This is a genomic window from Streptomyces sp. CNX435 (assembly GCF_059570575.1).
Window position 1 is genome coordinate 95508 of the sequence record NZ_JCANTA010000012.1, and the last position, 24258, is coordinate 119765.

Here is a 24258-nt window from a genome sequence, read left to right on the forward strand (position 1 = left end):
CTTGCCCTCGTACCGCATCTTTCCATTGACTAGATTGCCTCGCCGACCCACAACTTGTCAATGGCTAGATACGTCGTGGAGGATGGGCCCATGACCGATCACCGTCCCGACCGCCCCTACCACCACGGCAATCTGCGCCGCGCCGTCCTCGACGCCGCGCTCGACGTCATCGCCGGCCAGGGCCCCGGCGCCGTCAGCCTCCGCGACCTCGCCCGCCGCGCGGGCGTCTCGCACGCGGCGCCGGCGCACCACTTCGGGGACCGGGCCGGGCTGCTGACCGCGGTCGCGACGGAGGGCAACGGGCTGCTCGCGGAGTCGCTGGAGGCGGCGGCGGACCTGGAGGACCTGGGGGTGCGCTACGTACGGTTCGCGCTGGCGCACCCGGCGCACTTCCAGGTGATGTACCAGCCCCACCTGCTGCACGCGGACACCCCCGAGCTGGCGGCGGCCCGCGACCGCGTCGACCGCACGCTGCGCGCCGCCATCGCCGCCCTCCCCGAGTCGCAGCGCGGCCCCGACCCGGAACCGGCCCGCCTGGCCGCCTGGTCGGCGGCCCACGGCTTCGCCACCCTGGCCCTCAGCGGCAGCCTGGACGCGGCTCTCGCCGGACGCGACGACCCGGCGGAGGTCTTCCGCGGGTTCACCCACCTGATGTTCAACTCCGCGTCGGGCTGAGCGCCCTATGGCTCCATGGGTACGGTGAGCCATATGAAGACGACCGTCGACATCTCCGACGCGCAGCGCACCGTGCTGGACGAGAGGGCCGGCCGTCCCGCCTTCGCCCTGCGGGACACCAGCGTGACGGGCGACGGTCTGCAGCGGGACGTGCGCGGGGCTGTGTGGGACGAGGTCCGTGACCTCGCCTACAGGGACCGGGCGTGAAGGCCCCCGACACCAACGTGCTCGTCTACGCCCAAGCCGCCGGTTCCCCGCATCCGGGTGCGCAACCGCCTCGGCGGGGAAGGCCCGTAAAGCCTTCTAGCGCTGCGCCGCAGGCTTGTGCGCGGAGAAGGTCAGGCGGTCCCCCACGCGGAGGCTGATGTCGACGTAGCCCAAGGTCTGCAGGCGCACCAGGAACGCCGCCGGTTCCACCGGGTTGTAGGTGTCGCCCTCGTGGAACTCGTGCAGCGACGTGCTCGGCAGGCTGTCGGCGCCGACGAGTACGCCGCCCGGCCGCAGGACGCGCAGGATCTCCGCGAGCAGGCGGTTCTGAAGCGCCGCCGTCGGCACATGGTGCAGCATCGTGAACGACGCCGCGGAGTCGAAGGAGCCGTCGCCGAACTCCAGCGCGGTCCCGTTCCCGTGGCGGACCACGACGTTCGTCCCGGCATAGCGGTCGGCAAGGCGTGCGGCCGCCCCGGCCTCGACCTCGACGGCCACGAGACGGTCGACCCGGGTGCGCAGCCACTCGGTCGCGGCACCGGGCCCGGGCCCGACCTCAAGCAGATCCCTCCCCAACTCAGCACGGGCGACTGCGTCGGGAAGCACGTCCTTCTGGAGGTGCGCGGCCCACTCCGGGCTCGCGCACAGCTCTGCGTGGTTGCTGTTCATGACGGCAACGCTAGAGAGCCGCGGCACCGTCAGCGCGTTCGTCGCGGCTTTCCGGCGCGAGACCGGTGTCACGCCGGGCGCGTACTTCCGCACCCGGCGATAGCGCTCCATGTCGTTCGCCGCGGCTACGAGTCCAGGACCGTCGTCAGCAGTTCCCCCACCCACGCCAGCAGTTCGCGGCCCTTCAGCGGCTGCGCGCCGAGCTGCTTCGGCTTCGGGCGGTCCACCAGGATCTGGTTCAGCGCCGGCTTCACCACCGCGCCCGGGTACAGCCGCTTCAGCCGCAGCTCCTGCGACTCCCGCAGCGTCACCGGGCTGAAGCGGATGCGCGAGCCCTGCAGCGTGACGTCCGCGACGCCGCAGGCGCGGGCCAGCATGCGCAGGCCGGCGACCAGCAGCAGGTTCTCCACCGGCTCCGGCAGCGGGCCGTAGCGGTCGGTCAGCTCCTCGCGGACCGCACGGACGTCGTCCTCCGCGGTGGCGGAGGCGATCGCGCGGTACGCCTGGAGGCGCAGCCGTTCGCCCGGAGCGTAGTCGTGCGGGACGTGGGCGTCGACCGGCAGCTCGATCTTGACCTCCGGCGGCGGCGCCTCCGCTGCCTTTCCGTCGGCACCCTCCAGGGTCGCGCGGTAGTCGGCGACGGCCTCGCCGACCATCCGGACGTACAGGTCGAAGCCGACGCCCGCGATGTGCCCCGACTGCTCGCCGCCCAGCAGGTTGCCCGCGCCGCGGATCTCCAGGTCCTTCATCGCCACGTACATGCCGGCGCCCATCTCCGTGTGCTGGGCGATCGTGGCGAGCCGTTCGTGCGCGGTCTCCGTCAGCGGCTTCTCGGGCGGGTACAGGAAGTACGCGTAGCCCCGCTCGCGGCCACGGCCGACCCGGCCGCGCAGCTGGTGCAGCTGGGAGAGGCCGAAAGTGTCGCCGCGTTCGACGATGAGGGTGTTGGCGTTGGAGATGTCGATGCCGTTCTCGACGATCGTCGTGGAGACCAGCACGTCGAACTTCTTCTCCCAGAAGTCGACGACCACCTGCTCCAGCGCCGACTCCGACATCTGCCCGTGCGCCGTGGCGACCCGCGCCTCCGGCACGGCCTGCCGCAGCCGGGAGGCGGCGCGGTCGATGGACTCCACCCGGTTGTGGATGTAGAAGACCTGGCCCTCGCGCAGCAGTTCGCGGCGGATGGCGGCGCCGATCTGCTTCTCCTCGTACGGGCCGACGAAGGTCAGCACCGGGTGCCGCTCCTCCGGCGGCGTGGTGATCGTCGACATCTCCCGGATGCCGGTGACCGCCATCTCCAGCGTGCGCGGGATGGGGGTGGCGGACATCGTCAGCACGTCGACGTTGGCGCGCAGCTTCTTCAGCTGCTCCTTGTGCTCCACCCCGAAGCGCTGCTCCTCGTCCACGATGACCAGGCCCAGGTCCTTGAACCGGGTGTCGGACGAGAACAGCCGGTGCGTGCCGATGACGATGTCGACGGATCCCTCGCGCAGCCCGTCGACCACGGCCCTGGCCTCGGCGTCCGTCTGGAACCGGGACAGCGCCCGGACCACCACGGGGAACTGCGCGTACCGCTCGGAGAACGTGCCCATGTGCTGCTGCACCAGCAGCGTCGTCGGTACGAGGACGGCGGCCTGCTTGCCGTCCTGGACCGCCTTGAACGCGGCGCGCACCGCGATCTCCGTCTTGCCGTACCCGACGTCGCCGCAGACGAGGCGGTCCATCGGCACCGGCTTCTCCATGTCCTCCTTCACTTCGGTGATGGTGGACAGCTGGTCGGGCGTCTCCACGTACGGGAAGGCGTCCTCCAGCTCGCGCTGCCAGGGGGTGTCCCCCGCGAAGGCGTGGCCGGGGGCGGCCATGCGCGCGGAGTACAGCCTGATGAGGTCGGCGGCGATCTCCTTGACGGCCTTCTTCGCCCGGGACTTGGTCTTCGCCCAGTCGGAGCCGCCGAGGCGGTGCAGCGTGGGGGCCTCGCCACCGACGTACTTGGTGACCTGGTCGAGCTGGTCGGTGGGGATGTACAGCCGGTCGCCGGGCTGGCCGCGCTTGGCGGGGGCGTACTCCACCAGCAGGTACTCGCGGGTGGCGCCCTGGACCGTGCGCTGCACCATCTCCAGGTAGCGGCCGACGCCGTGCTGCTCGTGCACGATGTAGTCGCCGGCCTGCAGCGTCAGCGGGTCGATCTGCTTGCGCCGCCGCGCGGGCATCCGCGCGCCGTCGCGGCCGGCGGTCTTCTGCCCGGACAGGTCGGTCTCGGTGAGGACCGCGAGCTTCAGGTCCGGGGCGACGAAGCCGTGGTCCAGCTCGCCGCACGAGACGTGCACGACGGACGGCGCGAGCGCGTCCGGGCCGAGGTCCGCGTCGAGGCGGGCGGCGATGCCCTCGCCGCCGAGCACCTCGGCGGTGCGCTGCGCGGGGCCGTGGCCCTCGGTGAGATAGACCACGCGCCAGCCGTCGGCGAGCCAGCCCTTGGTGTCGGCGAGCGCGCGGGCGGTGTCGCCGCGGTAGACCTCCGGGGCGTGCAGCCCCAGCTCCAGCGATGGGGCCTCCCCGGGCCCCCAGGGCCCAGGGGACTCGTCCTCCAGCTCCGCGTCGGCGGAGAAGGGACTGACCGACCACCACATCATGCCCAGGTCGCGCGCGTGTTCGCGGACGTCGGCGATGCCCCACAGCGACGCCCGGCCCAGCAGCTCCAGGTCGATCGGCGCCTCGCCTCCCCCATAGCCTTCGGCATGGGAGGTACCCCCACCCGCCGACGCGGCCCACGACGCCTGGAGGAACTCCTGCGAGGTGGCGACCAGGTCCGCGGCGCGGGTGCGCACCCGCTCGGGGTCGCAGGACACCGCCATGCTGCCGGACGGCAGCACGTCGAGCAGCAGCTCCATGTCGTCGACGAGGACGGGCGCCAGGGACTCCATGCCCTCCACCGCGATGCCCTCGGCGATCTTCCCGAGCAGCTCGCCGAGCTGCGGGTGCCGTACGGCGAGGTCGGCGGCCCGGGCCCGTACCGACGCGGTCAGCAGCAGCTCGCGGCAGGGCGGCGCCCACAGGCCGTGCTCGGCGACCTCCAGGGAGCGCTGGTCGGCGACCTTGAAGTAGCGGATCTCCTCGATGTCGTCGCCCCAGAACTCCACCCGCAGGGGATGCTCCTCGGTGGGCGGGAACACGTCGAGGATCCCGCCGCGCACCGCGAACTCGCCGCGCTTCTCCACCAGCTCCACCCGGCTGTACGCGGCCGCCCCCAGCGCCTGCACCGTCTCCTCCAGGTCGGCGGTCTGGCCGCTGCGCAGCGCCACCGGCCGAAGCTCGCCGAGCCCCTTGACCTGGGGCTGCAGCACGGAGCGTACGGGCGCGACGACGACGGAGACGGGGCCGGTGGCCGGGTCGTCCGGATCCGGGTGCGCCAGCCGGCGGAGCACGGCGAGGCGGCGGCCGACGGTGTCGGAGCGGGGTGACAGCCGCTCGTGCGGCAGGGTCTCCCACGCCGGGTACTCCACGACGGCGTCCTCGCGGCCCGGCGGCATCAGCGAGCGCAGGGCGGCGGCCAGGTCCTCGGCCTCGCGTCCGGTGGCGGTGACCGCCAGCACGGGCCGCCGGGTACGGGCGGCCAGCGCCGCGAGCGCGAAGGGGCGGGCAGCGGGCGGGCCGACGAGGTCGACCTGGGGCCGGGCGCCGCCGTCGGCGGCCGTCACCGCCTCGGCGAGGGCGGGGTCGCGGACGACGGCGTCGAGCAGGCCGTGCAGGCTCATGGGGACAATCCGCTCCGGGTGTGAGCTGGTGACTGGGCAGAGGGCTGGCTGGCAGAGGGCTGGCTTGGCAGGCAGCTCGCATGGGCAACGCGAACGGCCCGAGACGGCGAACGCCCCGGGGGTCTCCAGCGTACGACGCCGCGCCGACACCCCGCTGCCGCGGCGGCCCACATCGGCCACCACCGACCCGCCCCCGCCGGCCCCGCCGCATCCGCCGGCCCCGCTCCCCCGCGCCGCCGGACCCGCCCCGCCCCGTGCCGTACCCCCACGCCCCGCCCCCGAGCCGGAACCCGCAGCTACCGCCGCGGAACCCCGACCCCCGCCCCGTACCACCCCCGCACCCCCCTAAGGGCCCGCCGGGGCCCGAAAGCAGGGGCCGGGCCCTCCGCGCGGCCGACGGGACCGGCCGCCGCGCTTTCTAGCCTGGTCAGGCCGGTCGACGGCGGGAAGCCAGCGGGATAACGGGGGGCCGGCGGGGGTCCTTCCCCAGTACGGAGGTGGGGATACCCCCACACCGGATACGGCGCCAGGCACCAGGGATTTCACGGCTCCCGCTCACCAGACTCATAAGCACGACGGACAGGTTCCGCAGACGAATCCGCAGACGAAGGAGACACCACAGTGACCACGGCTGTAGCGACGCGCACGGCCGTCGCCGCACGAGCGCGACAGGTGACCAAGGCGTACGGCTCGGGGGAGACGCGGGTCCTCGCTCTCGACAATGTCGATGTGGACATCGCCCGGGGCCAGTTCACCGCCATCATGGGGCCCTCAGGCTCCGGCAAGTCGACCCTCATGCACTGCCTCGCCGGCCTCGACACGGTGACGGCGGGCCGCATCTGGATCGACGAGACCGAGATCACCGGGCTGAAGGACAAGAAGCTGACCCAGCTGCGGCGCGACCGCGTGGGCTTCATCTTCCAGGCGTTCAACCTCCTGCCCACCCTCAACGCCATCGAGAACATCACGCTGCCCATGGACATCGCCGGCCGCAAGCCCGACCGCGAATGGCTGCGCCGCGTGGTGGAGACCGTGGGCCTCGCCGACCGGGTCAAGCACCGCCCGAGCCAGCTCTCCGGCGGCCAGCAGCAGCGCGTCGCCGTGGCCCGGGCGCTCGCCTCCCGGCCCGAGATCATCTTCGGCGACGAGCCGACCGGCAACCTCGACTCCCGCTCCGGCGCCGAGGTCCTCGGCTTCCTGCGCCGCTCCGTGGACGAGCTGGGCCAGACGATCGTGATGGTCACCCACGACCCGGTCGCCGCCGGCTACGCCGACCGCGTCCTCTACCTCGCCGACGGCCGCATCGTCGACGAGATGTGGAACCCCACCTCCGAGCAGGTCCTCGACCGCATGAAGTCCTTCGACACCCGGGGCCGGGTGGCGTGAGATGACCGTCGTCAAGACCTCGATGCGCAACTTCTTCTCCCACAAGGGACGTATGGCGCTCTCCGCCGTCGCCGTCGTGCTGTCGGTGGCGTTCGTGTGCGGCACGCTCGTCTTCTCCGACACCATGACCACCACCTTCGACCGGCTGTTCAACGCCTCCGCCTCCGACGTGCGCGTCAGCCCCAAGGCGGCGAACAACGACGACAACGAATGGGGCCGCAAGCCGCAGCCGACGCTGCCGGCCGCGGACCTGGCGCGCGTCGAGAAGGTCGACGGCGTCGAGTCCGCGGACGGCGAGGTGTCCAACGACGCCATCACCGTCGCCGACGCCGACAACGACAACCTCGGCTCCGACACCGGCGCCCCCACCATCGGCACCAACTGGGACCGGCGGGAGCTGACGACCGCCGAGATCACCACCGGCCACGAGCCGCGCGGCCCCACCGAGGTCGTCATCGACGCCGACGCCGCCGACAAGCACGGCGTGGAGATCGGCGACAAGATCCGTACGATCGCCGACCCCGGCTCGTTCAGCTCCGAGGTCGTCGGCATCGCCACCTTCAAGATGACCAACCCCGGGGCGACAGTCGTCTACTTCGACAACGCGACCGCGCAGAAGAAGCTCCTCGGCAAGGAAGGCGTCTACTCCTCGATCAACGTCACCGCCGCCGCCGGCGTGACCAACGACGAGCTGAAGGCCAACGTCAAGAAGGTCGCCGCCGACTTCACCGACCCCATCAAGGTGCAGACGAAGGACGAGGTCGTCGAGGAGAACAAGGACGACCTCGGCGGCTTCCTCGACGTCATGAAGTACGCCATGCTCGGCTTCGCCGGCATCGCCGTCCTCGTCGGCATCTTCCTCATCGTCAACACCTTCTCCATGCTCGTCGCCCAGCGCACCCGCGAGCTGGGTCTGCTACGGGCCATCGGCGCCGGCCGCCGCCAGGTCAACCGCTCCGTGCTCGTCGAGGCGCTGCTCCTCGGCGTCGTCGGCTCCGTCCTCGGCGTCGGCGCGGGCATCGGCATCGCCGTCGGGCTGATGAAGCTCATGGGCGCGGTCGGCATGGAACTCGACACCTCCGACCTCACGATCAACGCCGCCACCCCGATCACCGGCATCGTCCTCGGCGTCGTCGTCACCGTCCTCGCGGCGTGGCTGCCGGCCCGCCGGGCCGGCAAGGTCTCCCCGATGGCCGCGCTGCGCGAGGCCGGCACGCCGGGCGACCGCCGGGCCGGTGCCGTACGGACCGCGCTGGGCCTGGTCCTCACCCTGGCCGGCGGCGGGCTGCTGTTCCTCACCGCTCGGGCCGGCGAGGCCGCGGACGGCGCGATGTACCTCGCGGGCGGCGTGCTGCTGTCCCTGCTGGGCTTCATCGTCTTCGCGCCGGTGCTGGCCGGGCTGCTGGTACGGGCCCTCGCGGCCGGCGTGCTGCGGATCTTCGGTCCGGTGGGCCGGATGGCGGAGCGCAACGCACTGCGCAACCCGCGCCGTACCGGGGCGACCGCCTCGGCGCTGATGATCGGTCTTGCGTTGGTCGCGTGCCTGTCGGTGGTCGGGTCCTCCATGGTCGCCTCGGCGACGGAGGAGCTGGACAAGTCGGTGGGCGCGGACTTCATCATCCAGTCCGACATGGGCCAGCCGATCGTGCCGGAGGCGGCGAAGGTCCTCGACGAGGCCCCGCACATGGAGCACGTCACGCACTACAAGGCGCTGGGCGCCGACCTGACGACGCCGGACGGCGAGACGGAGAAGGAGTACAGCCTGACCGCCGCGAACAAGACGTACGCGCAGGACCTCCGTACAGAGACCGTGCACGGCGAACTGTCCGACGCGTACAAGAAGAACAGCATGTCCGTCGGCGAGGACTTCGCGAAGGAACACGGGCTGAAGGTGGGCGACACCCTCACCGCCGACTTCGAGGACGGCGGCACGGCGAAGCTGACGCTGCGCGCGATCACCACCTCCGACACGACGCTCGACTCGGGTGCGGCGTACCTGAGCCTGGGCACGGCGAACGACCACATCAAGCCGGGCGACATGCCGCGCAACGAGATCATGTTCGGCAAGGCGGCGGACGGCCAGGAGGAGGCCGCGTACGCGGCGCTGAAGAAGGCGATGGACCCGTACCCGCAGTACAAGGTCCGGGACCAGACCGACTTCAAGCAGGAGCTGAAGGACCAGGTGGGCCAGATGCTCAACCTCGTCAACGGGCTGCTGGCGCTGGCGATCATCGTGGCGGTCCTCGGCGTCGTCAACACCCTCGCCCTGTCGGTGATCGAGCGCACCCGGGAGATCGGGCTGGTGCGGGCCATCGGGCTGTCGCGCCGGCAGCTGCGCCGGATGATCCGGCTGGAGTCCGTGGTGATCGCCCTGTTCGGCGCGCTGCTCGGGCTCGGGCTCGGGATGGCGTGGGGGACCGCGGCGCAGCAACTGCTGGCGCTGGAGGGCCTGAAGGTGCTGGACATCCCCTGGCCGACGATCGGGGTGGTGTTCGCGGGCTCGGCGATCGTCGGGCTGTTCGCGGCGCTGGTGCCGGCGTTCCGGGCGGGCCGGATGAACGTCCTGAACGCCATCGCGACCGAGTAGCGGCGGTACGCGGTGGAAAGGGGGGCCCGGCGGACCTTGGTGGGCGTCGCCGGGCCCCGTGCCCGTTCCCGGTACGGGGGTGCCGGTCACGGGCGGCCCGTGACCGGTACGGGGGCAGCGGTCACGGGCGGTCGGTGGAGAGCGGTCGGTGGAGAGCGGGCCGCGAGAGCGGGCCGCGGAGTGCGGCCTGCGGAGAGGCGCCGGCTACGGCGTCCAGACGATCGGCTCGTCCTCGTAGTCGTCCTCGTTGTACGAGGCGCCGGCGACGGCGGCGCCCGGCCCGGCGCCCTGCACCCGCTTCGTCTCGTACGTGGCGCCGGCCTCGGCGAACTCGTCGGGCGCCTGGCCCTCCTCGCAGCCCTCGACGTCCGCGCCGAAGACCGTCGCCCCCGGGTCGCCGCCGTCCGCGGTGGTGCCCCGCAGGTTCGGCGGGTACGAGCCGCCGAGGTCGCTGCCGTCCGCGTTCTCGATCGTGTACTCGACGCAGAACGGCGTGATGTCCGCGTCGCCGTTCTCCCCGAGGGCCGCGTCGAAGGCCGCCTTGTCCACGTCCGACACACCGGTCACGGTGATCCCGACGTGGCCGTCGGCGCCCGCCCCGTCGTACGGGACGACCGCGGTCTCGCCGATCTTCAGCTTCGTACCCGGCGGCGTCACCTCGACCTCCTTCGGCGCGGCGGCCGGGCTCTCCTCCTCGATGCCCTCCGGCCCCGACTCCGGCTCGGGGGAGACGCCCTGCGAGGTCTCGGACTCCCGATCCGCCGCGGAGGAGTCGTCGTCAGAGCAGCCCGCAAGGGCAAGCGCGGCGGAGCTGACCAGCGCCAGCACTGTCATGCGAGTTCGGTTCACTTCGGTGATGCCTTTCGGAAATGCGCGGTGCCGCGCGGTCTCCCGCGGGTCGGGGCACGACAGGTATGCGTGAAGGACACGAGCGGTGCCGCGCACGCATATTCGTGTCCCGACCCACGGTTGCACCCCGCGTCGCGGAATGTCATTGACGCTCTGAGCACACTTTCTTGACGATGCGTGCACTGCGACGGGGTGTGCGCGTCTCGTGCTCCAGGCTCGGGTGCCTGCCTCGTGGGGGCAGAGGGGGTGGACCGCGGGTCGGCGTTGCGGTGCCGGGGGCGTGGACCGTGGTGGACGCTCCGGGGCGTGGACCCGGACCGCGGGCGCCAGTCGTCCGGTGCCCTAGTCGTCCGCGTGCGGCGAGGGGCCGGGGACCGTGCCCGTACCCGTGCCCGTGGCCGCTTCCGGGTCCGGGTCCGGGTCCGGGTCGGCGGCGGGGGCGCGGCCGGTCATCGCCGTGAGCGTCGCGCGGACGTGCTCCATGTGCGCCGTCAGCTCCTCGCGGCGGACGTCCGCGTCGCGCAGCGCGCGCTGCGTGTCGCGTTCGATCTGCTCCGCCTGCCGCACCGCCTCCGCCACCAGCTCCGCACCTTGCGCCTCCGCCTCGTCGCCGCAGCGGCGCGCGTACGCCTGCGCCTCGGCGTGCGCCGCCTGCTGCTCGGCGAGGTGGGCCTCGGCACTGCGGGTGCGGGTGTCGAGGACGGCGTCGATGGCGTGCCGGCGTTCGCGTACCTCCTCGTCCAGCTGCCGCGCCGCGGAACCGCATTCGTGGCGGGCGTCGTCGAGCATCGCCGCCGTGCGGCGCTTCACCTCCGCCAGGGCCGCCGCCGCCTCGCCCGCGGTGTCCTCGACCGCCGCGTGCGCGGCGGCGAGGAGGTCGGCGGCCTCCTGCTCGGCCGCGCCGATGGCGCCGCGCAGCCGGGCCTCGGCCTCCTCGCGCAGCGCCAGGGCCGCCCGGCGGGTGTCGGCGGTGGTCTCCTCGACGTACCGGCGCATCTCGGCGCGCGCCCGGCGCAGCTCCTCCGCGGCGGTGCCGCGGAGTTCGGCGGCCTCGTCCTGGGCGAGGTGCAGGATCTCCTGCGCGCGGACGCCCAGTTCCGCGTACGTCTGCTCCTTGACCTGCGCCAGCTCACCGGAGAGCCGGTCGAGTTCCTGGCTCAGCTCGCGCTCCAGGACGGTGAGGCGGGCGGCCCGCTCCCAGGCGGAGTCGCGCTCCTCGCCCACGCGGGTCACCGCGGCGTCCACTTGGTCGACGCGGTAGCCGCGACCACCGCGTACGGTGTCGAAGCCCCGAGTCGACGTCTTCACGGCGCCCATGTGATGAGCTCCTCTCGTCCCCGGCCGACTGTCGGCGCTCATCCTTCAGGACCCGCGCGAATCGGTCCAATCAGACACCTGCCCCTTTCAGGTGGTCATCGGTTGAAGAACATAAAAAACGACCCCACCGGGAGGCCGGTGGGGCCGTTTCGCGGACGAGTCGTACCGCGGCCGAGTCGTACTACGGATAAGTCGTACTGACGAGTCTTACTACAGAAGGCCGTCCCAGAGCTGTTCGAGGACGACCGACCACCAGTGGTCGGGACCCTCCAGCGCCGCCGGGTCGATCGCCACCAGCTGCGACTGGAAGTCGACCGTCCAGCGGCCCGCCTGGTCCGGGGTGAGCCCGAAGCGCAGCCGCCACATCTGGCCGAGCAGCGCCAGGCAGCGCACGAACTCCGGCAGCCCCGTGTTCACGAACTGCGGCGGCGCACTGCCGCCGCCGGGAGCCGCCTCCAGCGGCACGGCGACGATGTGCGCCGTGCCGTACTGCACGCAGAGCTGCCGACCGAAGTCGTTGCCCATGACGAGGTACGAACCGGCGTCCGACGCCGGCTGCACGCCCCGCTCCGCCGCCAGCTCCGCCAGCGTCGGCACCGGCCGGCCGGGCTGGGCCTGCCCCCAGAAGAACGGGCCGAAGTCCATCGGCAGCCCCGCCCAGACGAGGGTCTGCCCCACGATATCCGGCACGCCCTGGCGGGCCACGGCACGCTGGTCGTAGCGGAACACGCCCTGCGGGCCGAACGCCTGGTACAGCTCGTGCCCCAGCGCCTCCGGCGGCAGCGGCGGCAGCACCGGGACCTGCCCGGGCGGCGGCAGCGGCACGCGCTGCGGACGCGGGCGGGCCGGACCGTCGGCGACCTGGTGCAGCTCGCCCTGGTGCTCGATGAGCTGCTGCATGCCCAGTTGGCGGGAGGCGTGGTCCCGGCCGTAGGAGGCGGTGTGGCTCAGCCGCACTTGCGGCCAGGTCTCGCGGATCATGCGCGAGCAGTAGCCGCCGGGCAGATCGCAGGGCTCCAGCTCGGTGTGCAGCTCCAGGACCTGCTGCGGGGGTACGCCCATGCCGCGCAGCTCGTGCAGGATCTGCCACTCGGGGTGCGGGGTGCCGGGCGCGGAGCGGCGCATGACCTGCTGTTCGGAGCCGTCCTGGGCGCGGTAGCGGAGAACGGCGAGGTAGCCGGGGCCGACGGTGGGGACGCCCGGGGGCGGATAGCCGTAGCCGGGGGGCGGGGGTCCGGCCGGGTTCTGGCCGACGGGGGCGGGGGGCGGCATGCCGGGGGCTCCGGGGGCGGGGGCGCCCGGCGGGAAGGGGGCGGCTCCGGGGGCTCCCGGAGGCGCGCCGGGGGCGCCCGGGGCGCCGGGGGGCGGGGCCAGGCCGGCGGCGGGGGGCGGGGGTGCGCCGGGGGCGCCGGGTGCTCCAGGTGCGCCGGGGGCGCCGGGTGCTCCGGGAGCTGCAGGCATTCCGGGCGCGCCGGGAGCTGCAGGCATTCCGGGGGCGCCCGGGGCGCCGGGGGGCGCGGGTGCGCCGCCCGGCGCGGCGCCCGGGTCGACCTGCGACACGAGTTGGGTCGGAATGTACGCGTTGCCGGCGCCCGGGGCGCCGGGCGCCGACGGCGGAGGCGGCGCCGAGGACCCGGTGCCGCGCCCGGCCCCGGGCGTACCGGGGGCGCCGGGCGGCGGCGGTACGCCCTGCCCGGCGGGGTTCCGCTTGCCCTTGGGCGGGGGCGCGAGCGGGGTGGCCTTGCTGGTGGCCTGCTCGGCGATGTCGGCGGCCCCGCCGCCGGACCCGCCGGCGGGGGGCGGGGCGGCGGGAGCGGCGCTCTGAGCGCCGGGGGCTCCGGGTGCACCGGGTGCACCGGGTGCGCCGGGGCCTCCCGGGGCGCCGGGCGCCGAGGGCGGGCCGGGCGGCACCGGGGCGCCGGGGGGCGGCACGGGGCCGCCGCCCGGAGCGGGCGGAGCGCCGGGGGCGCTTGGGGCGCCAGGTGCACCGGGGGCTCCCGGCGTGCCTGGGCCTGGGACACCTGGGGCTCCCGGCGCCGGCGCGGCGGGCGGGGTGCCCGGCGCGCCCGGGTAGCCACCGGAGCCGGGCGCCGGCGGGGCGCCGGGGCCCGGGGATGGCGTACCGCCGGGGGCCGGCGGAGCACCGGGGGCCGAGGGCGGGCCGGGCTGCGCCGGCGCGCCGGGGGCGGGCGCCGGAGCGCCCGGAGCGCCGGACGGGGTGCCCGGGGCGCCGGGGTAGTTGCCGGAGCCGGGGGCGGGCGGGGCGCCCGCGCCCGAGTGCAGGCCGCCGGGGGCGCCCGGGGCGCCGCCCGGCACGCCGGGGTAGCCGCCCGAGCCGGGCGGGGGCGGGTACGGGCCGCTCGGCGGCGGGGTGTCCGGAAGCTGCGCCGACAGGACCGTCTCCGGCAGCGGCACGGAGGCCGCGTCGTCGCCGCCGCGCGAGTTGGTGTCGTTCCACGGCGTCGCCGCCGGCGCCGCCGCCGCGGGCGCGGTCGGGTCCACCCGCGGACCCACCGAGCCGGACGGCGCCGCCGACGCACCCGGGCCGCCCGCCGCGTACGGCGAACCGGACCCGCCCGGCGCCGACGGCGTACCGGAAGACCCCGATCCGTACGGCGAACCGGAACTCGCACCCGCACCGGAGCCCGACGGCACCGAGGCACCGCCCGGCTCACCCGACGGCCCCGCGTGCCTACCCCTCGACCCCGAAGACCCCGCAGAACCCGCAGACCCAGAAGAACCCGAGCCGCCACGGCGCGGAATCCCGATCTGATCCGCCGCCTCCTGCAGCCACTCCGGCGGCGTCAACAGGAACGACGTCGCCCCCAGATCGACCCGCTCACCCGGCTGCGCCCCCCGCGGCGCCACCGCCTCCTCGCCGCCGTACTCCTCCTCGTAGCGCCGGATCACCTCACCGACCGGCAACGCCGGCCACAGCGTCGTATCGCCCGAGTCACGGGCGATGACCAGCCGCGCCCCCGAACCCTCCGGCTCTCCCCCGCCGGCCGGGATCTCGGCCCAGGCCACGAAGCCCAGCTCGAACTCCCGCACCTTGACCTCGCGCCGCCGCTGCTCCGGCACGCCACCATTGATCCACGAGTCGGCGCGCTCCTGCGCCTGTGCGAAGGTGACCACTACGCCTTCACCCCTCCACCGGCACGGCGCGCGCGAAGCCGCCGTCCACCATCAGATTCGCCACGGTCTCCAGCTCCGGCGGGCCGCCGACCAGCCGGTCCAGGAAAGCGTCGAAGTCCTCCCCGCAGAACAGCAGCAGCCGCTCCACCCGCTCCTCGATCGACCAGCCCGCGTCGCCCTGGTCCCGCGCGTCGTCGTACGGGCAGAACCACACACTGCCGCGCCTGCGGCCCTTCGTCTTCAGCGCCAGCACCCCACCCTGCAGGAACGCCACGCCCAGATAGTCCTTCGTCAGATGGTCCCGCAGACACTTGTTGACGTAGACCAGATCGTTGACCGCCGCCTCGTCCCGCACCGTGAAGAACGGCTGGTCCACCAGCAGCCCCAGCTCCGGATCCAGCGCCGCACCGACCGGCGCACAGCCCCCCGCCGCCTTCAGGAAGTCGCGGTACGCCCCCGGCAGCCCGTAACCGAGATCCTCCTCGATGCCCAGGACCTGCTCCTCCGTGACCGCCGCACCGTCACGCGGCAGCGTGAAGTGCACCGGCCGCGTCTCCTGCAACGGACGGGTGCCCCGCTTGTCCTGGTCAACGGCCGCGGTGGCCAGCCCGCCATGGTGGCGCAGCAGCGCCTTCACATCGGCCGGCACCAGCTCCATCCGGCGCGTCCCGGCGACGTGATGCCACGTCCAGCCGTGCGGCGTCGCCGACGGCGGCAGCGTCGACCACAGCTCGTGGCCCTGCGCGCGCAGCGCCGCGTTCGCCGACACGTAGTCCGTCAGCCGCAGCTCGTCGATGCCGAAGCCCTCCGGCGGCTCGGCGATCTCCGCCGCCGCCCGCGCGTACGGGGAGAAGTCCGGATAACCGTCGGCGTCGACCCGAACGCCACGGGGGTGTCTGGCAGCCCGGACGGGGTCCGGGAAGTTCACGACCTGCCCGGCGTATGCCGCGTTCGGCGGTGCGGCGGTCGTTCCTCGCCGACCTGACGTCATCGCGTATGCCCCCTGCCGTTGGTCTCCGTCGAAACACAGCCTATGGGGTGCCGTGGCCGCCGGTCCCGCCCTGGTCAGACAGCGCCCCGGCAAGCGGCGTGATCTGCTCCGCAATGACGGACTTGCCCAGCACCGAAGCAGCAACCGAGCAGCACCGCAGTAGCGCCGGAGCACCACACGGGGCGTGCACACGCCGGTACAGAAGGCATCCCGGGTGGCGTGTCGTACGTATGTGGCAAGCTGGACGACGCGAGACAGCGGAGTTTCACGGGGGAGGCTCTTACCGCTATGCACGCACGCTCAGACACAGCAGATCCGCTCGCCAGCGGCGATCCATACGGCGGTATGGGCAGCCCCTTCGGCGACACGGACACACCGTACGGACACATGGAAACGGACATGGGAACGGGGACGGGCCCGGCGGCCGACCCCCGCGCCGACTGGCGCGACGCGGCGCCCGGCGACGGCGCGCCCCGCCTCACCAGGCGGCGCGACGGCGTCCTGCCGGCCGTCGGCGCCGCCCTCTCGGTCCGCGGCCAGACCCTGACCTGCACGGCGGGCCGGGCCGACCAGGGCCCCCTGCTCCACCCGCTCGTCCAGGACTTCCTCGACACGCTCACCAGCAGCCGCCGCGAGCGGTTCACCGGACGCTGCCCCGAAGCCGTGCTGCTCTCGCGGCACCTCGCCGCCGTCGAAGCCGGCCGCGGCAAACGCGCCGCGCGCAGACCACTGTCCGCGGGAGAGGCCCGGCGAGCCCTGAAAAACGCCAAGATCACCGCCCGGCACATCCGCGAGGACGGCGACCCCCTGCACGGGCGGTACGCACCACCGTGCCGCTCCTGCACCGCCCTCCTCACCCACTTCGGCGTGCGCACCGTCGGCGACGCGCACGCCAGGGACTGAACCGTGGTCCCCACGGACCCGCGCGACCCGGCCGCGCACCACACGCGCTTCCCCGTCGAAGTCGACAGCGCACTGCGCGCGGCCGGCTGGGAACCGGGCCGATGGGACATAGTGCAGGCCGAAAGCTGGGCCGACGCGCTACGGGCACACGTGTCACCCGGCGGCCATCTGCACGCGGTGTTCCCCGCGGCGGTCGAGGCGTGGGCGGAATTCGGCGGTCTACGCGTCGTCGGCGAAGGCCCCGGCCGCCAACTGGGCCCCGCCGACCTGCACGTCGACCCCATGCACGGCCTCCACCTGACCCGGACCCTCGCAGACCTGGGCCGGGCGCTGCAGACCGAGCTGTGCCCGCTCGGCGCCGAACTGGCCCCCGACGGCAGCACGGCACAGGCGGTGCTCGCCGTCGACGCGGACGGCCGCGGGTACGCGCTGGACCACACCGGGGACTGGTTCCTGGGCCGCAGCGTCGACGAAACGCTGGTGACGCTGGTGACAGGGCTGGAGCCGCAGCGGCTGACGCCGGAGGCGGGATAGGAGCGGACGGCGGCGCGGACGCCCGTACGGGCGCGGGGTCGTAGCGGGCGCTCGGCCCCGCGGCCCCCACCACCGGAGGCCAGACGCAGCGCATCCGCACCGGCCAGGCACACCGTACGGGACAGGCATGGCACCCGGCTTCGCCGCCGCCTCAGCCGGTGCTACGTCCCACTGGGAAGAACCGCCGAGACGCGGAAGCCGCCGCCCTCCGTCGGACCCGAGACGAAGCCGCCACCCAGGCCCGTCACACGCTCCCGCATGCCCACCAGACCGTTGCCGCCGCTCGGCAGCCCGGCGCTCTGCAGCGCACCATCGGACGGACCGTTGGTCACCAGCACCGCCACCTCCGCGACACGGTGCGCAAGCAGCACCCGGGCCTTGGCGCCCGGGGCGTGCTTGTGGACATTGGTCAACGCCTCCTGCACGACCCGGTAGACCGTCTGCTCCACCTCGGCGGCATACGGGCCCGGGTCACCCTCCACCGCGAAGTCCACCGCCATGCCCGCGACACGGGACTCGCCCACGAGCGACTCCACGTCGCCCAGCCCCGTCCCCACACCCTCCCCCGCACCCGACGCCGCCCCCCGGGCGCCACCGCCGTCCGCACCCGTACCCGTACCCCCGGCCCGGCCCGCCGCGGCGGCGACCGCACCGGAGGAAGCACGCTCCGCACCCACCCCGGCCGCCGCACCGACACCGGCAGCCCCGGCAGCCGACGGCGAAGAAGAAGACCCGCCCACAACCCCGCCCCCCGACACCGGCACCGGCACCGACCCCGCCGGCATCCGCAGCACGCCCAGCATCTCCCGCAGCTCCGTCAGCGCCTGCCGCCCCATATCCCCGACCAGCGCCGCGTTCCGCGCCGCCTTCTCCGGATCGTTGAGCACCACCCGCTCCAGCGCCGCCGCATGCACCACCATCAAACTCACCCGGTGCGCCACCACGTCATGCATGTCACGCGCGATCCGCGTGCGCTCCTCACGCCGCGCCCACACCGCCCGCTCCTCCGCCCGCTCCGCGAGCAACGACAACTCCCGCTCCAGCCCGTCCGCCCGCTCCCGCAAGCTCTCCACAAGCCGACGCCGCGCACCCACATACAGCCCGAGCAACAGCGGCGGCACCGTCACGCCGACCGACATCAGCAGAGCGACGAGCGCGGCCAGGACGAACGGGGAGTCCCGGCCGTGCTCCTCGAAGGTCTGGTACATCCGCACGAACGTGACGATGATCACGGCGGACACCGACATCCCGGCCAGCGCCGCGGTGATGCGGCGGGGGATATCGGAGGCGGCCAGGGTGTAGAGGCCGACGATGCTCAGCAGGAAGCCCATCTCCGCAGGCGTGACCGCGATGGCCACCAGCACGGGCACGCACGGCCACCGCCGCCGCAGCACCAGCGCGCTGCCCGCGACAACCCCCAGCACGATCGCGAACCCCACCGGCAACCCGGCGTCCCCCGCGAACGGCACCCCCTGCACCGCACACTCCACGGCCGACACCAACGCCAGCCCCACATCCAGCACCATCGACCGGCGCCGCGCCCACCACCAGAGCGGCCTCCGCCCCCCGGAGACCTCGCTCACGGCTTCCCCCGACGTGGTCATACCAACCAGCGTAAAGGCCGATCGCGCAGTGGCAGGCTCCGGGTTCAACAGCACGCAACGCATTCGAACGCACACGAAACCAACAGGTAAGCCCCGAACTGGTGAATCGACCGTATATTCGCATCCCCAGGCCCGGATCCCGGCCAGGCTGGTCGCCATGAACCACGCAAGACAACGCCGCCCGGGCGACGGCACGGGCGGCCTGCTCACCGGCACGACCACCTTCGAGGAACTCCGCGACCAGGCGGTCGCCCTCCGCAGAGAGGGCCTGAGCCGCAGACAGATCCGCGACCGCCTGAAAGTCGGCAACAACGACTTACTCAACCGCCTCCTGGAAGGCGAACCGCCCCCGGAGTGGACGAAGCGCCCCCGAGCGAAGGACGACCTGCGGGCAAGGGCCCGCGAGTTACGCAAGCAGGGCAAGACGTACGACCAGATCCAGCTGGAGCTGGGCTGCTCGAAGGGCTCGATCTCGCTCTGGGTACGAGACCTGCCGAAGCCACCGCCCCGGACCCGGACCCGGGAGGAAGCGTCAGCCATTGCGAAACGGGGATGGGAAGCGACTCTCCGAAGGAGAGAGGCCGAACGGCAGCAGACGAAGCTCGACGCGGCCCGCGAGATCGGGCGGCTCACAGATCGGGAGCTGTTCCTCGTCGGGGTGGGCCTCTACTGGTCCGAGGGCTCCAAGAGCAAGCCTTACCGGCGCAACGAGTCGACGATCTTCGTCAACAGTGACCCCGACATGATCGAGCTCTACCTCGCCTGGCTACGCCTGCTCGGCGTCGAACCCGAACGGCTGCGCTTCCGCCTGCTGATCCACGAGTCCGCGGACGTGGCCGCGGTCGAGCGGTTCTGGGCCGACCACGTGGGCAGCGATCTGTCGCGCTTCGACAAGACGACTATCAAGAAGCACAATCCGGTAACGGTGCGCAAGAACGTAGGGGAGAGCTATCGGGGCTGCCTGGTGGTTCGCGTCCTCCAAGGCGCGGATCTCTACCGTCGCATTGAGGGGTGGTGGTACGGCATAGTGGTGGGCGCGCGGCGGGACAACTCGCGAGAGATGTCCGTTTAAGCCGTTTAATCCGCGATGGTGTAATCGGGCAGCATAGGGGACTTTGAATCCTTTGGTGCAGGTTCAAATCCTGCTCGCGGAGCACCTACGGCCCCGGCATGCGCCGGGGCCCGTTTGCGTTACCCCCGCGTACCCCCTCGGTATCCTGCCGGTATCCCAGATTCCGCCTGCGTAAGGACCTCACGTGACCGCGAACCGCCCCGCAGCCGTCGTCGTACTCGCCGCGGGCGAAGGCACCCGAATGAAGTCCGCGACCCCCAAGGTCCTGCACCGCATCTGTGGTCGCTCCCTCGTCGGGCACGTCGTCGCCGCCGCCGGTGAGCTGGACCCCGAGCATCTCGTCGTGGTCGTCGGGCACGGCCGCGAGGCCGTCTCCGCGCATCTCGGCGAGGTCGCCCCCCGCGCCCGTGCCGTCGTGCAGCGGGAGCAGAACGGCACCGGGCACGCCGTGCGGATCGCGTTGGAGGAGCTGGCCGGGGGCGGGGTGGAGCTGGACGGGACCGTGGTGGTGGTGTGCGGGGATACGCCGTTGCTGGCCGGGGAGACGCTGGCGCGGCTGGCGGGGGTACATGCCGCCGGCGGGAACGCCGTGACCGTGCTGACCGCGGAGGTGCCAGACGCGACCGGGTACGGCCGCATCGTCCGCGAGGGTGGCGCGGGGACCGGCGCGGGGACCGGTGCCGTGACCGGGATCGTGGAGCACAAGGACGCCTCCGCCGCGCAGCGGGAGATCCGGGAGATCAACTCCGGGGTGTTCGCGTTCGACGCGAAGTTGTTGGCGTCGGCGTTGACGCAGGTGCGGCGGGACAACAGCCAGGGTGAGGAGTATCTGACGGACGTGCTGGGGATTCTGCGCGCCGCGGGTCACCGGGTGGGTGCTTCGCTGGCCGCCGATCATCGGGAGATCCTGGGGATCAACAACCGGGTGCAGTTGGCGGAGGCGCGCCGGTTGCTGAACGATCGGCTGTTGCGTGACGCGATGCTGGCGGGGGTGACGGTGGTGGATCCGGCGTCGACGTGGTTCGACGTGGGGGTGTCGTACGAGGCGGATGCGGTGGTGCATCCGCAGACGCAGCTCCAGGGCACCACCCACCTCGCCACCGGGGCCGAGGTGGGGCCGGGGTGCACGTTGACGGACACGGCGGTGGGTGCGGGTGCGCGGGTGGTGAACGCGGTTGCGGTGGGGGCGGAGATCGGGCCGGAGGCGAGTGTGGGTCCGTATGCGTATCTGCGGGCGGGGACGCGGCTGGGTGCGGGGGCGAAGGCCGGCACGTATGTGGAGATGAAGAACGCGGATGTGGGGGCGGGGACGAAGGTGCCGCATTTGTCGTATGTGGGGGACGCGACGATCGGTGAGTTCACGAACATCGGTGCCGCGAGTGTCTTCGTCAACTACGACGGGGTGGCGAAGCATCACACGACGATCGGGAGTCATTGCCGTACGGGGGCGGACAACATGCTTGTTGCGCCGGTCACAATCGGGGACGGTTCGTATACGGCGGCGGGGTCGGTGATCACGAAGGATGTGCCGCCGGGTTCGCTGGCGGTGGCGCGGGGGCAGCAGCGCAATATCGAGGGCTGGGTGGCCCGGAAGCGGCCGGGGAGTGCGGCGGCGCGGGCGGCGGAGGCGGCGCGTACGGAAGGGCCAGAGGGGGGCGAGGGGGACGAGGGGGCCGGTCAGGCGGGGTGACGGCGTGGGGGTGGGGGCGCGCGGGGCGTACGGTGAGTAGGACATCCGACCGGCCGCCCGCCCGGCCGCCTGCCCCGATATCGAGGAGAACGTGCTGTGACCGGGATCAAGACGACCGGCCAGAAGAAGCTGATGCTTTTCACCGGCCGTGGCTACCCTCAGCTTGCCGAGGAGGTTGCGCACGAGCTTGGTGTGGGCCTCGTTCCGACGAAGGCGTTCGATTTCGCGAACGGTGAGATCTATGTCCGTTTCGAGGAGTCGGCGCGGGGTGCTGACTGTTTTGTGGTGCAGAGCCACACGACGCCCATCAATCAGTGGATCATGGAACAGATGATCATGGTGGACGCGCTGAAGCGCGCGTCTGCGCGCAGTATCACCGCGATCGTCCCGTTCTACGGCTATGCGCGGCAGGACAAGAAGCACCGTGGCCGGGAGCCGATTTCGGCGCGGTTGATCGCCGATCTGCTGAAGACGGCGGGCGCGGACCGCATTCTGACGGTGGATCTGCACACGGACCAGATTCAGGGTTTCTTCGATGGCCCGGTGGACCATCTGTTCGCGCTGCCGGTGTTGGCGGACTATGTGGCGTCGAAGACGGACCGCTCGAAGCTGACGGTGGTGTCGCCGGACGCGGGGCGGGTGCGGGTGGCGGACCGTTGGGGTGACCGGTTGGGTGCGCCGCTGGCGATCGTGCACAAGCGCCGTGATCCGGATGTGGCGCACCGGGTGACGGTGCACGAGGTCGTCGGGCATGTGGAGGGCCGGGTGTGTGTGCTGGTGGACGACATGGTGGACACCGGTGGCACGATCTGTGCGGCGGCGGATGCGTTGTTCGCGAACGGCGCGGAGGATGTGATCGTGGCGGCGACGCACGGGGTGTTGTCGGGGCCGGCGGGTGACCGGCTGAAGGGGTCGCAGGTCAGCGAGTTCATTTTCACGAATACGCTGCCGACGCCGGGTGAGTTGGAGCTGGACAAGATCACGGTGTTGTCGATGGCGCCGGTGATTGCGCGGGCGGTGCGCGAGGTGTTCGAGGACGGGTCGGTGACCAGCCTTTTCGAGGAGCACGCTTAGCCTGCGCGGAGAAGATCGACTTGGGGCGGCCTCCTGCCGCCGGGTAGACTCGGGGAGTTGCTCGGCGAGGGAGGCCGCTCCGGTTCGTACGGCGTGTTCCGTATGGGTCCGGTCCCGGTGCTCCGTTATCGACGCGCTCTTCGTGGCAGGCCGATTGCGGCCGGGTGACCGTCCCGTCAGCTTCACCTACTGCGAGGAGTGCAGTCATGGCCGAGTACAAGATCGCCGCGGAGCCGCGGACCGAGACCGGCAAGGGTGCGGCCCGCCGGCTGCGTCGCCAGGACAAGGTTCCCGGTGTCGTCTACGGCCACGGCGCCGACCCGCGGCACGTGTCGCTGCCGAGCTACGACCTGCTGATGGCGCTGAAGACGTCGAACGTGCTGATCAGCCTTGAGGTCGACGGCAAGTCCGAGCTGGTCATCCCGAAGGACGTGCAGCGCGACGCGCTGCGGAACGGTGTGCTGAAGCACGTCGACCTGCTGGTGGTGAAGCGCGGCGAGAAGGTCACGGTCGAGGTCCCGATCCAGGTGGAGGGCGACCTGGCGCCGGGCGGGAACCTGCTGGAGCACACGCTGCACGCGCTGCCGGTGGAGGCCGAGGCGACGAACATCCCGGAGTCGGTGACGGTCAGCGTCGAGGGCCTGGAGGCGGGTGCGACGGTGGCGGCCAGGGACGTCAGGCTGCCGGCCGGGGTGACGCTCGCGGTGGACGGGGAGGACCCGGTGCTGCACGTGGTCGCGCCGCAGGCGGAGGAGCCGGTGGCGGCGGAGGGCGAGGTCGCCGAGGGCGAGGCAGCCGGGGTCGCCGAGGGCAAGTCCGAGGAGTGAGGGCGGCGGGCCGGGGCCCGACGGCCGGCCGGGGGTGTCCCGGCCGCGCCGGCCCCGGCCCGGCGGCGCTGCCGCCGCCCGGGTCGCGTACGCCGTGACCCGCCGCGTACGTACGCCGTCCCCCCGTCGCGTACGCCGCCCACCCCGTCCCCGTACGAGCAGCACGCACTCCGGGAGAGCCAGCAGATGTCGGACGCAGCGCAGCCGTGGCTCGTCGTGGGCCTGGGCAATCCGGGCCCGGGGTATGCGGGCAACCGGCACAACGTGGGGTTCATGGTCGCCGACCTGCTTGCGGAGCGCGCCGGGGGCCGGTTCAAGGTGCACAAGTCGCGTGCGCACGTGGTGGAGGCGCGGCTGGGTCCGCCGGGGCCGCTGAGCCGGCGGATCGTGCTGGCGAAGCCGATGTCGTACATGAACCTGTCCGGCGGGCCGGTCTCCGCGCTCGCGGGCTTCTACAAGATTCCGCTCGACCGGCTGGTCGTCGTCCACGACGAGCTGGATCTGGAGTACGGCACGCTGCGGCTGAAGCTGGGTGGCGGGGACAACGGCCACAACGGGCTGAGGTCGCTGTCGAAGGCGCTGGGCCGGGAGTATCTGCGGGTCCGGTTCGGCGTGGGCCGGCCGCCGGGGCGGATGGACGTGGCGGACTACGTACTGAAGGACTTCTCCGCCACGGAGCGCAAGGATCTCGACTACTTCGTGGACCGTGCGGCCGACGCGGTGGAGGCGCTGGTCACGGAGGGTCTGGCGCGGGCCCAGAACACGTACAACGGCTGATCCGCCACTCTGTCAGGAGACTGTGGCAGAGCCGTTGTGGGCCTGGCCGCTACCTGGTGCCCGGCCGCCGCGGCGTGAGCTGCCGGCACTGAACCCGCCGCGCTGAGCGCGGCTCCGCTGAGCGCCCGCGCACGCGAGGAGCCCCGGCCGGCAGGGCGGGCACGTCGTCGTGCGGTTCCTCTCCGCCGGGCCGCGCGGCCCGGCGGAAT

18 protein-coding genes and 1 tRNA gene are annotated in these 24258 nt (G+C 72.8%); 12 read left to right on the plus strand and 7 right to left on the minus strand.

The features are described from left to right. Positions 1 to 90 precede the first annotated feature (90 nt). Together T328_RS20710 and T328_RS20715 are read left to right on the plus strand one after the other, a co-directional pair. Positions 91 to 675 (plus strand): TetR/AcrR family transcriptional regulator, encoded by a 585-nt coding sequence (locus T328_RS20710; RefSeq protein ID WP_496497598.1) that lies wholly within the window; start codon positions 91 to 93, stop codon positions 673 to 675. A gap of 33 nt (positions 676 to 708) precedes the next feature. After that, positions 709 to 882 (plus strand): hypothetical protein, encoded by a 174-nt coding sequence (locus tag T328_RS20715; protein ID WP_496497599.1) that lies wholly within the window; start codon positions 709 to 711, stop codon positions 880 to 882. 96 nt (positions 883 to 978) lie between these two features. On the opposite strand, the gene T328_RS20720 is transcribed toward T328_RS20715, so the two are convergent. Further along, positions 979 to 1551 carry a class I SAM-dependent methyltransferase gene (locus T328_RS20720; RefSeq protein WP_496497600.1) on the minus strand — a complete coding sequence of 191 codons (573 nt, stop codon included), beginning with the start codon at positions 1549 to 1551 and terminating at the stop codon, positions 979 to 981. A gap of 125 nt (positions 1552 to 1676) precedes the next feature. Continuing rightward, positions 1677 to 5303, minus strand: a complete 3627-nt coding sequence (gene mfd, locus T328_RS20725; RefSeq protein ID WP_496497601.1) for a transcription-repair coupling factor — start codon at positions 5301 to 5303, stop codon at positions 1677 to 1679. A gap of 621 nt (positions 5304 to 5924) precedes the next feature. Here mfd and T328_RS20730 point away from each other — a divergent pair. After that, positions 5925 to 6689 carry an ABC transporter ATP-binding protein gene (locus tag T328_RS20730; RefSeq protein ID WP_496497602.1) on the plus strand — a complete coding sequence of 255 codons (765 nt, stop codon included), beginning with the start codon at positions 5925 to 5927 and terminating at the stop codon, positions 6687 to 6689. 1 nt (position 6690) lies between these two features. After that, positions 6691 to 9276 (plus strand): ABC transporter permease, encoded by a 2586-nt coding sequence (locus tag T328_RS20735; protein WP_496497603.1) that lies wholly within the window; start codon positions 6691 to 6693, stop codon positions 9274 to 9276. Positions 9277 to 9480: 204 nt separating this feature from the next. Here the strand turns inward: T328_RS20735 and T328_RS20740 are convergent, their stop codons facing one another. The 4 genes from T328_RS20740 to T328_RS20755 form a co-directional block, all read right to left on the minus strand. Continuing rightward, a complete protein-coding gene (locus T328_RS20740) occupies positions 9481 to 10110 on the minus strand; it encodes a hypothetical protein (protein ID WP_496497604.1) in 630 nt (209 codons plus the stop codon). Between the two features lie 357 nt (positions 10111 to 10467). Then, positions 10468 to 11442: a hypothetical protein gene (locus T328_RS20745; RefSeq protein ID WP_496497605.1), complete on the minus strand. Its 975-nt coding sequence runs from the start codon at positions 11440 to 11442 to the stop codon at positions 10468 to 10470. Positions 11443 to 11652: 210 nt separating this feature from the next. Further along, positions 11653 to 14577: an SUKH-4 family immunity protein gene (locus tag T328_RS20750; protein WP_496497606.1), complete on the minus strand. Its 2925-nt coding sequence runs from the start codon at positions 14575 to 14577 to the stop codon at positions 11653 to 11655. A gap of 7 nt (positions 14578 to 14584) precedes the next feature. Continuing rightward, positions 14585 to 15568 carry an HNH endonuclease gene (locus T328_RS20755; protein WP_496497607.1) on the minus strand — a complete coding sequence of 328 codons (984 nt, stop codon included), beginning with the start codon at positions 15566 to 15568 and terminating at the stop codon, positions 14585 to 14587. Positions 15569 to 15967: 399 nt separating this feature from the next. On the opposite strand from T328_RS20755, the gene T328_RS20760 reads away from it, so the two are divergent. Next, positions 15968 to 16471 (plus strand): YwqJ-related putative deaminase, encoded by a 504-nt coding sequence (locus tag T328_RS20760; protein ID WP_496497608.1) that lies wholly within the window; start codon positions 15968 to 15970, stop codon positions 16469 to 16471. 3 nt (positions 16472 to 16474) lie between these two features. Next, positions 16475 to 17005, plus strand: a complete 531-nt coding sequence (locus tag T328_RS20765; protein WP_496497609.1) for an SUKH-3 domain-containing protein — start codon at positions 16475 to 16477, stop codon at positions 17003 to 17005. 161 nt (positions 17006 to 17166) lie between these two features. On the opposite strand, the gene T328_RS20770 is transcribed toward T328_RS20765, so the two are convergent. Next, on the minus strand, positions 17167 to 18609 hold the full coding sequence (locus T328_RS20770; RefSeq protein WP_496497610.1) for a sensor histidine kinase: 1443 nt from the start codon (positions 18607 to 18609) through the stop codon (positions 17167 to 17169). A 157-nt stretch (positions 18610 to 18766) separates the two neighbouring features. Here T328_RS20770 and T328_RS20775 point away from each other — a divergent pair, with 157 nt between their 5' ends. The 6 genes from T328_RS20775 (at position 18767) to pth (ending at position 24049) form a co-directional block, all read left to right on the plus strand. Then, positions 18767 to 19681, plus strand: coding sequence for a hypothetical protein (locus tag T328_RS20775; protein WP_496497611.1), 915 nt, complete (start codon positions 18767 to 18769; stop codon positions 19679 to 19681). Between the two features lie 9 nt (positions 19682 to 19690). Then, a tRNA-Gln gene (locus T328_RS20780) sits at positions 19691 to 19763 on the plus strand. Positions 19764 to 19865: 102 nt separating this feature from the next. Next, positions 19866 to 21371: a bifunctional UDP-N-acetylglucosamine diphosphorylase/glucosamine-1-phosphate N-acetyltransferase GlmU gene (gene glmU, locus T328_RS20785; protein WP_496497612.1), complete on the plus strand. Its 1506-nt coding sequence runs from the start codon at positions 19866 to 19868 to the stop codon at positions 21369 to 21371. 96 nt (positions 21372 to 21467) lie between these two features. Continuing rightward, entirely contained in the window at positions 21468 to 22445 is a 978-nt protein-coding gene (locus tag T328_RS20790) for a ribose-phosphate diphosphokinase (protein ID WP_496497613.1), read from the plus strand. Between the two features lie 206 nt (positions 22446 to 22651). Beyond that, a complete protein-coding gene (locus T328_RS20795; RefSeq protein ID WP_496497614.1) occupies positions 22652 to 23272 on the plus strand; it encodes a 50S ribosomal protein L25/general stress protein Ctc in 621 nt (206 codons plus the stop codon). A gap of 186 nt (positions 23273 to 23458) precedes the next feature. Next, positions 23459 to 24049 (plus strand): aminoacyl-tRNA hydrolase, encoded by a 591-nt coding sequence (pth, locus tag T328_RS20800; protein ID WP_496497615.1) that lies wholly within the window; start codon positions 23459 to 23461, stop codon positions 24047 to 24049. The last annotated feature ends 209 nt before the right edge of the window (positions 24050 to 24258 follow it).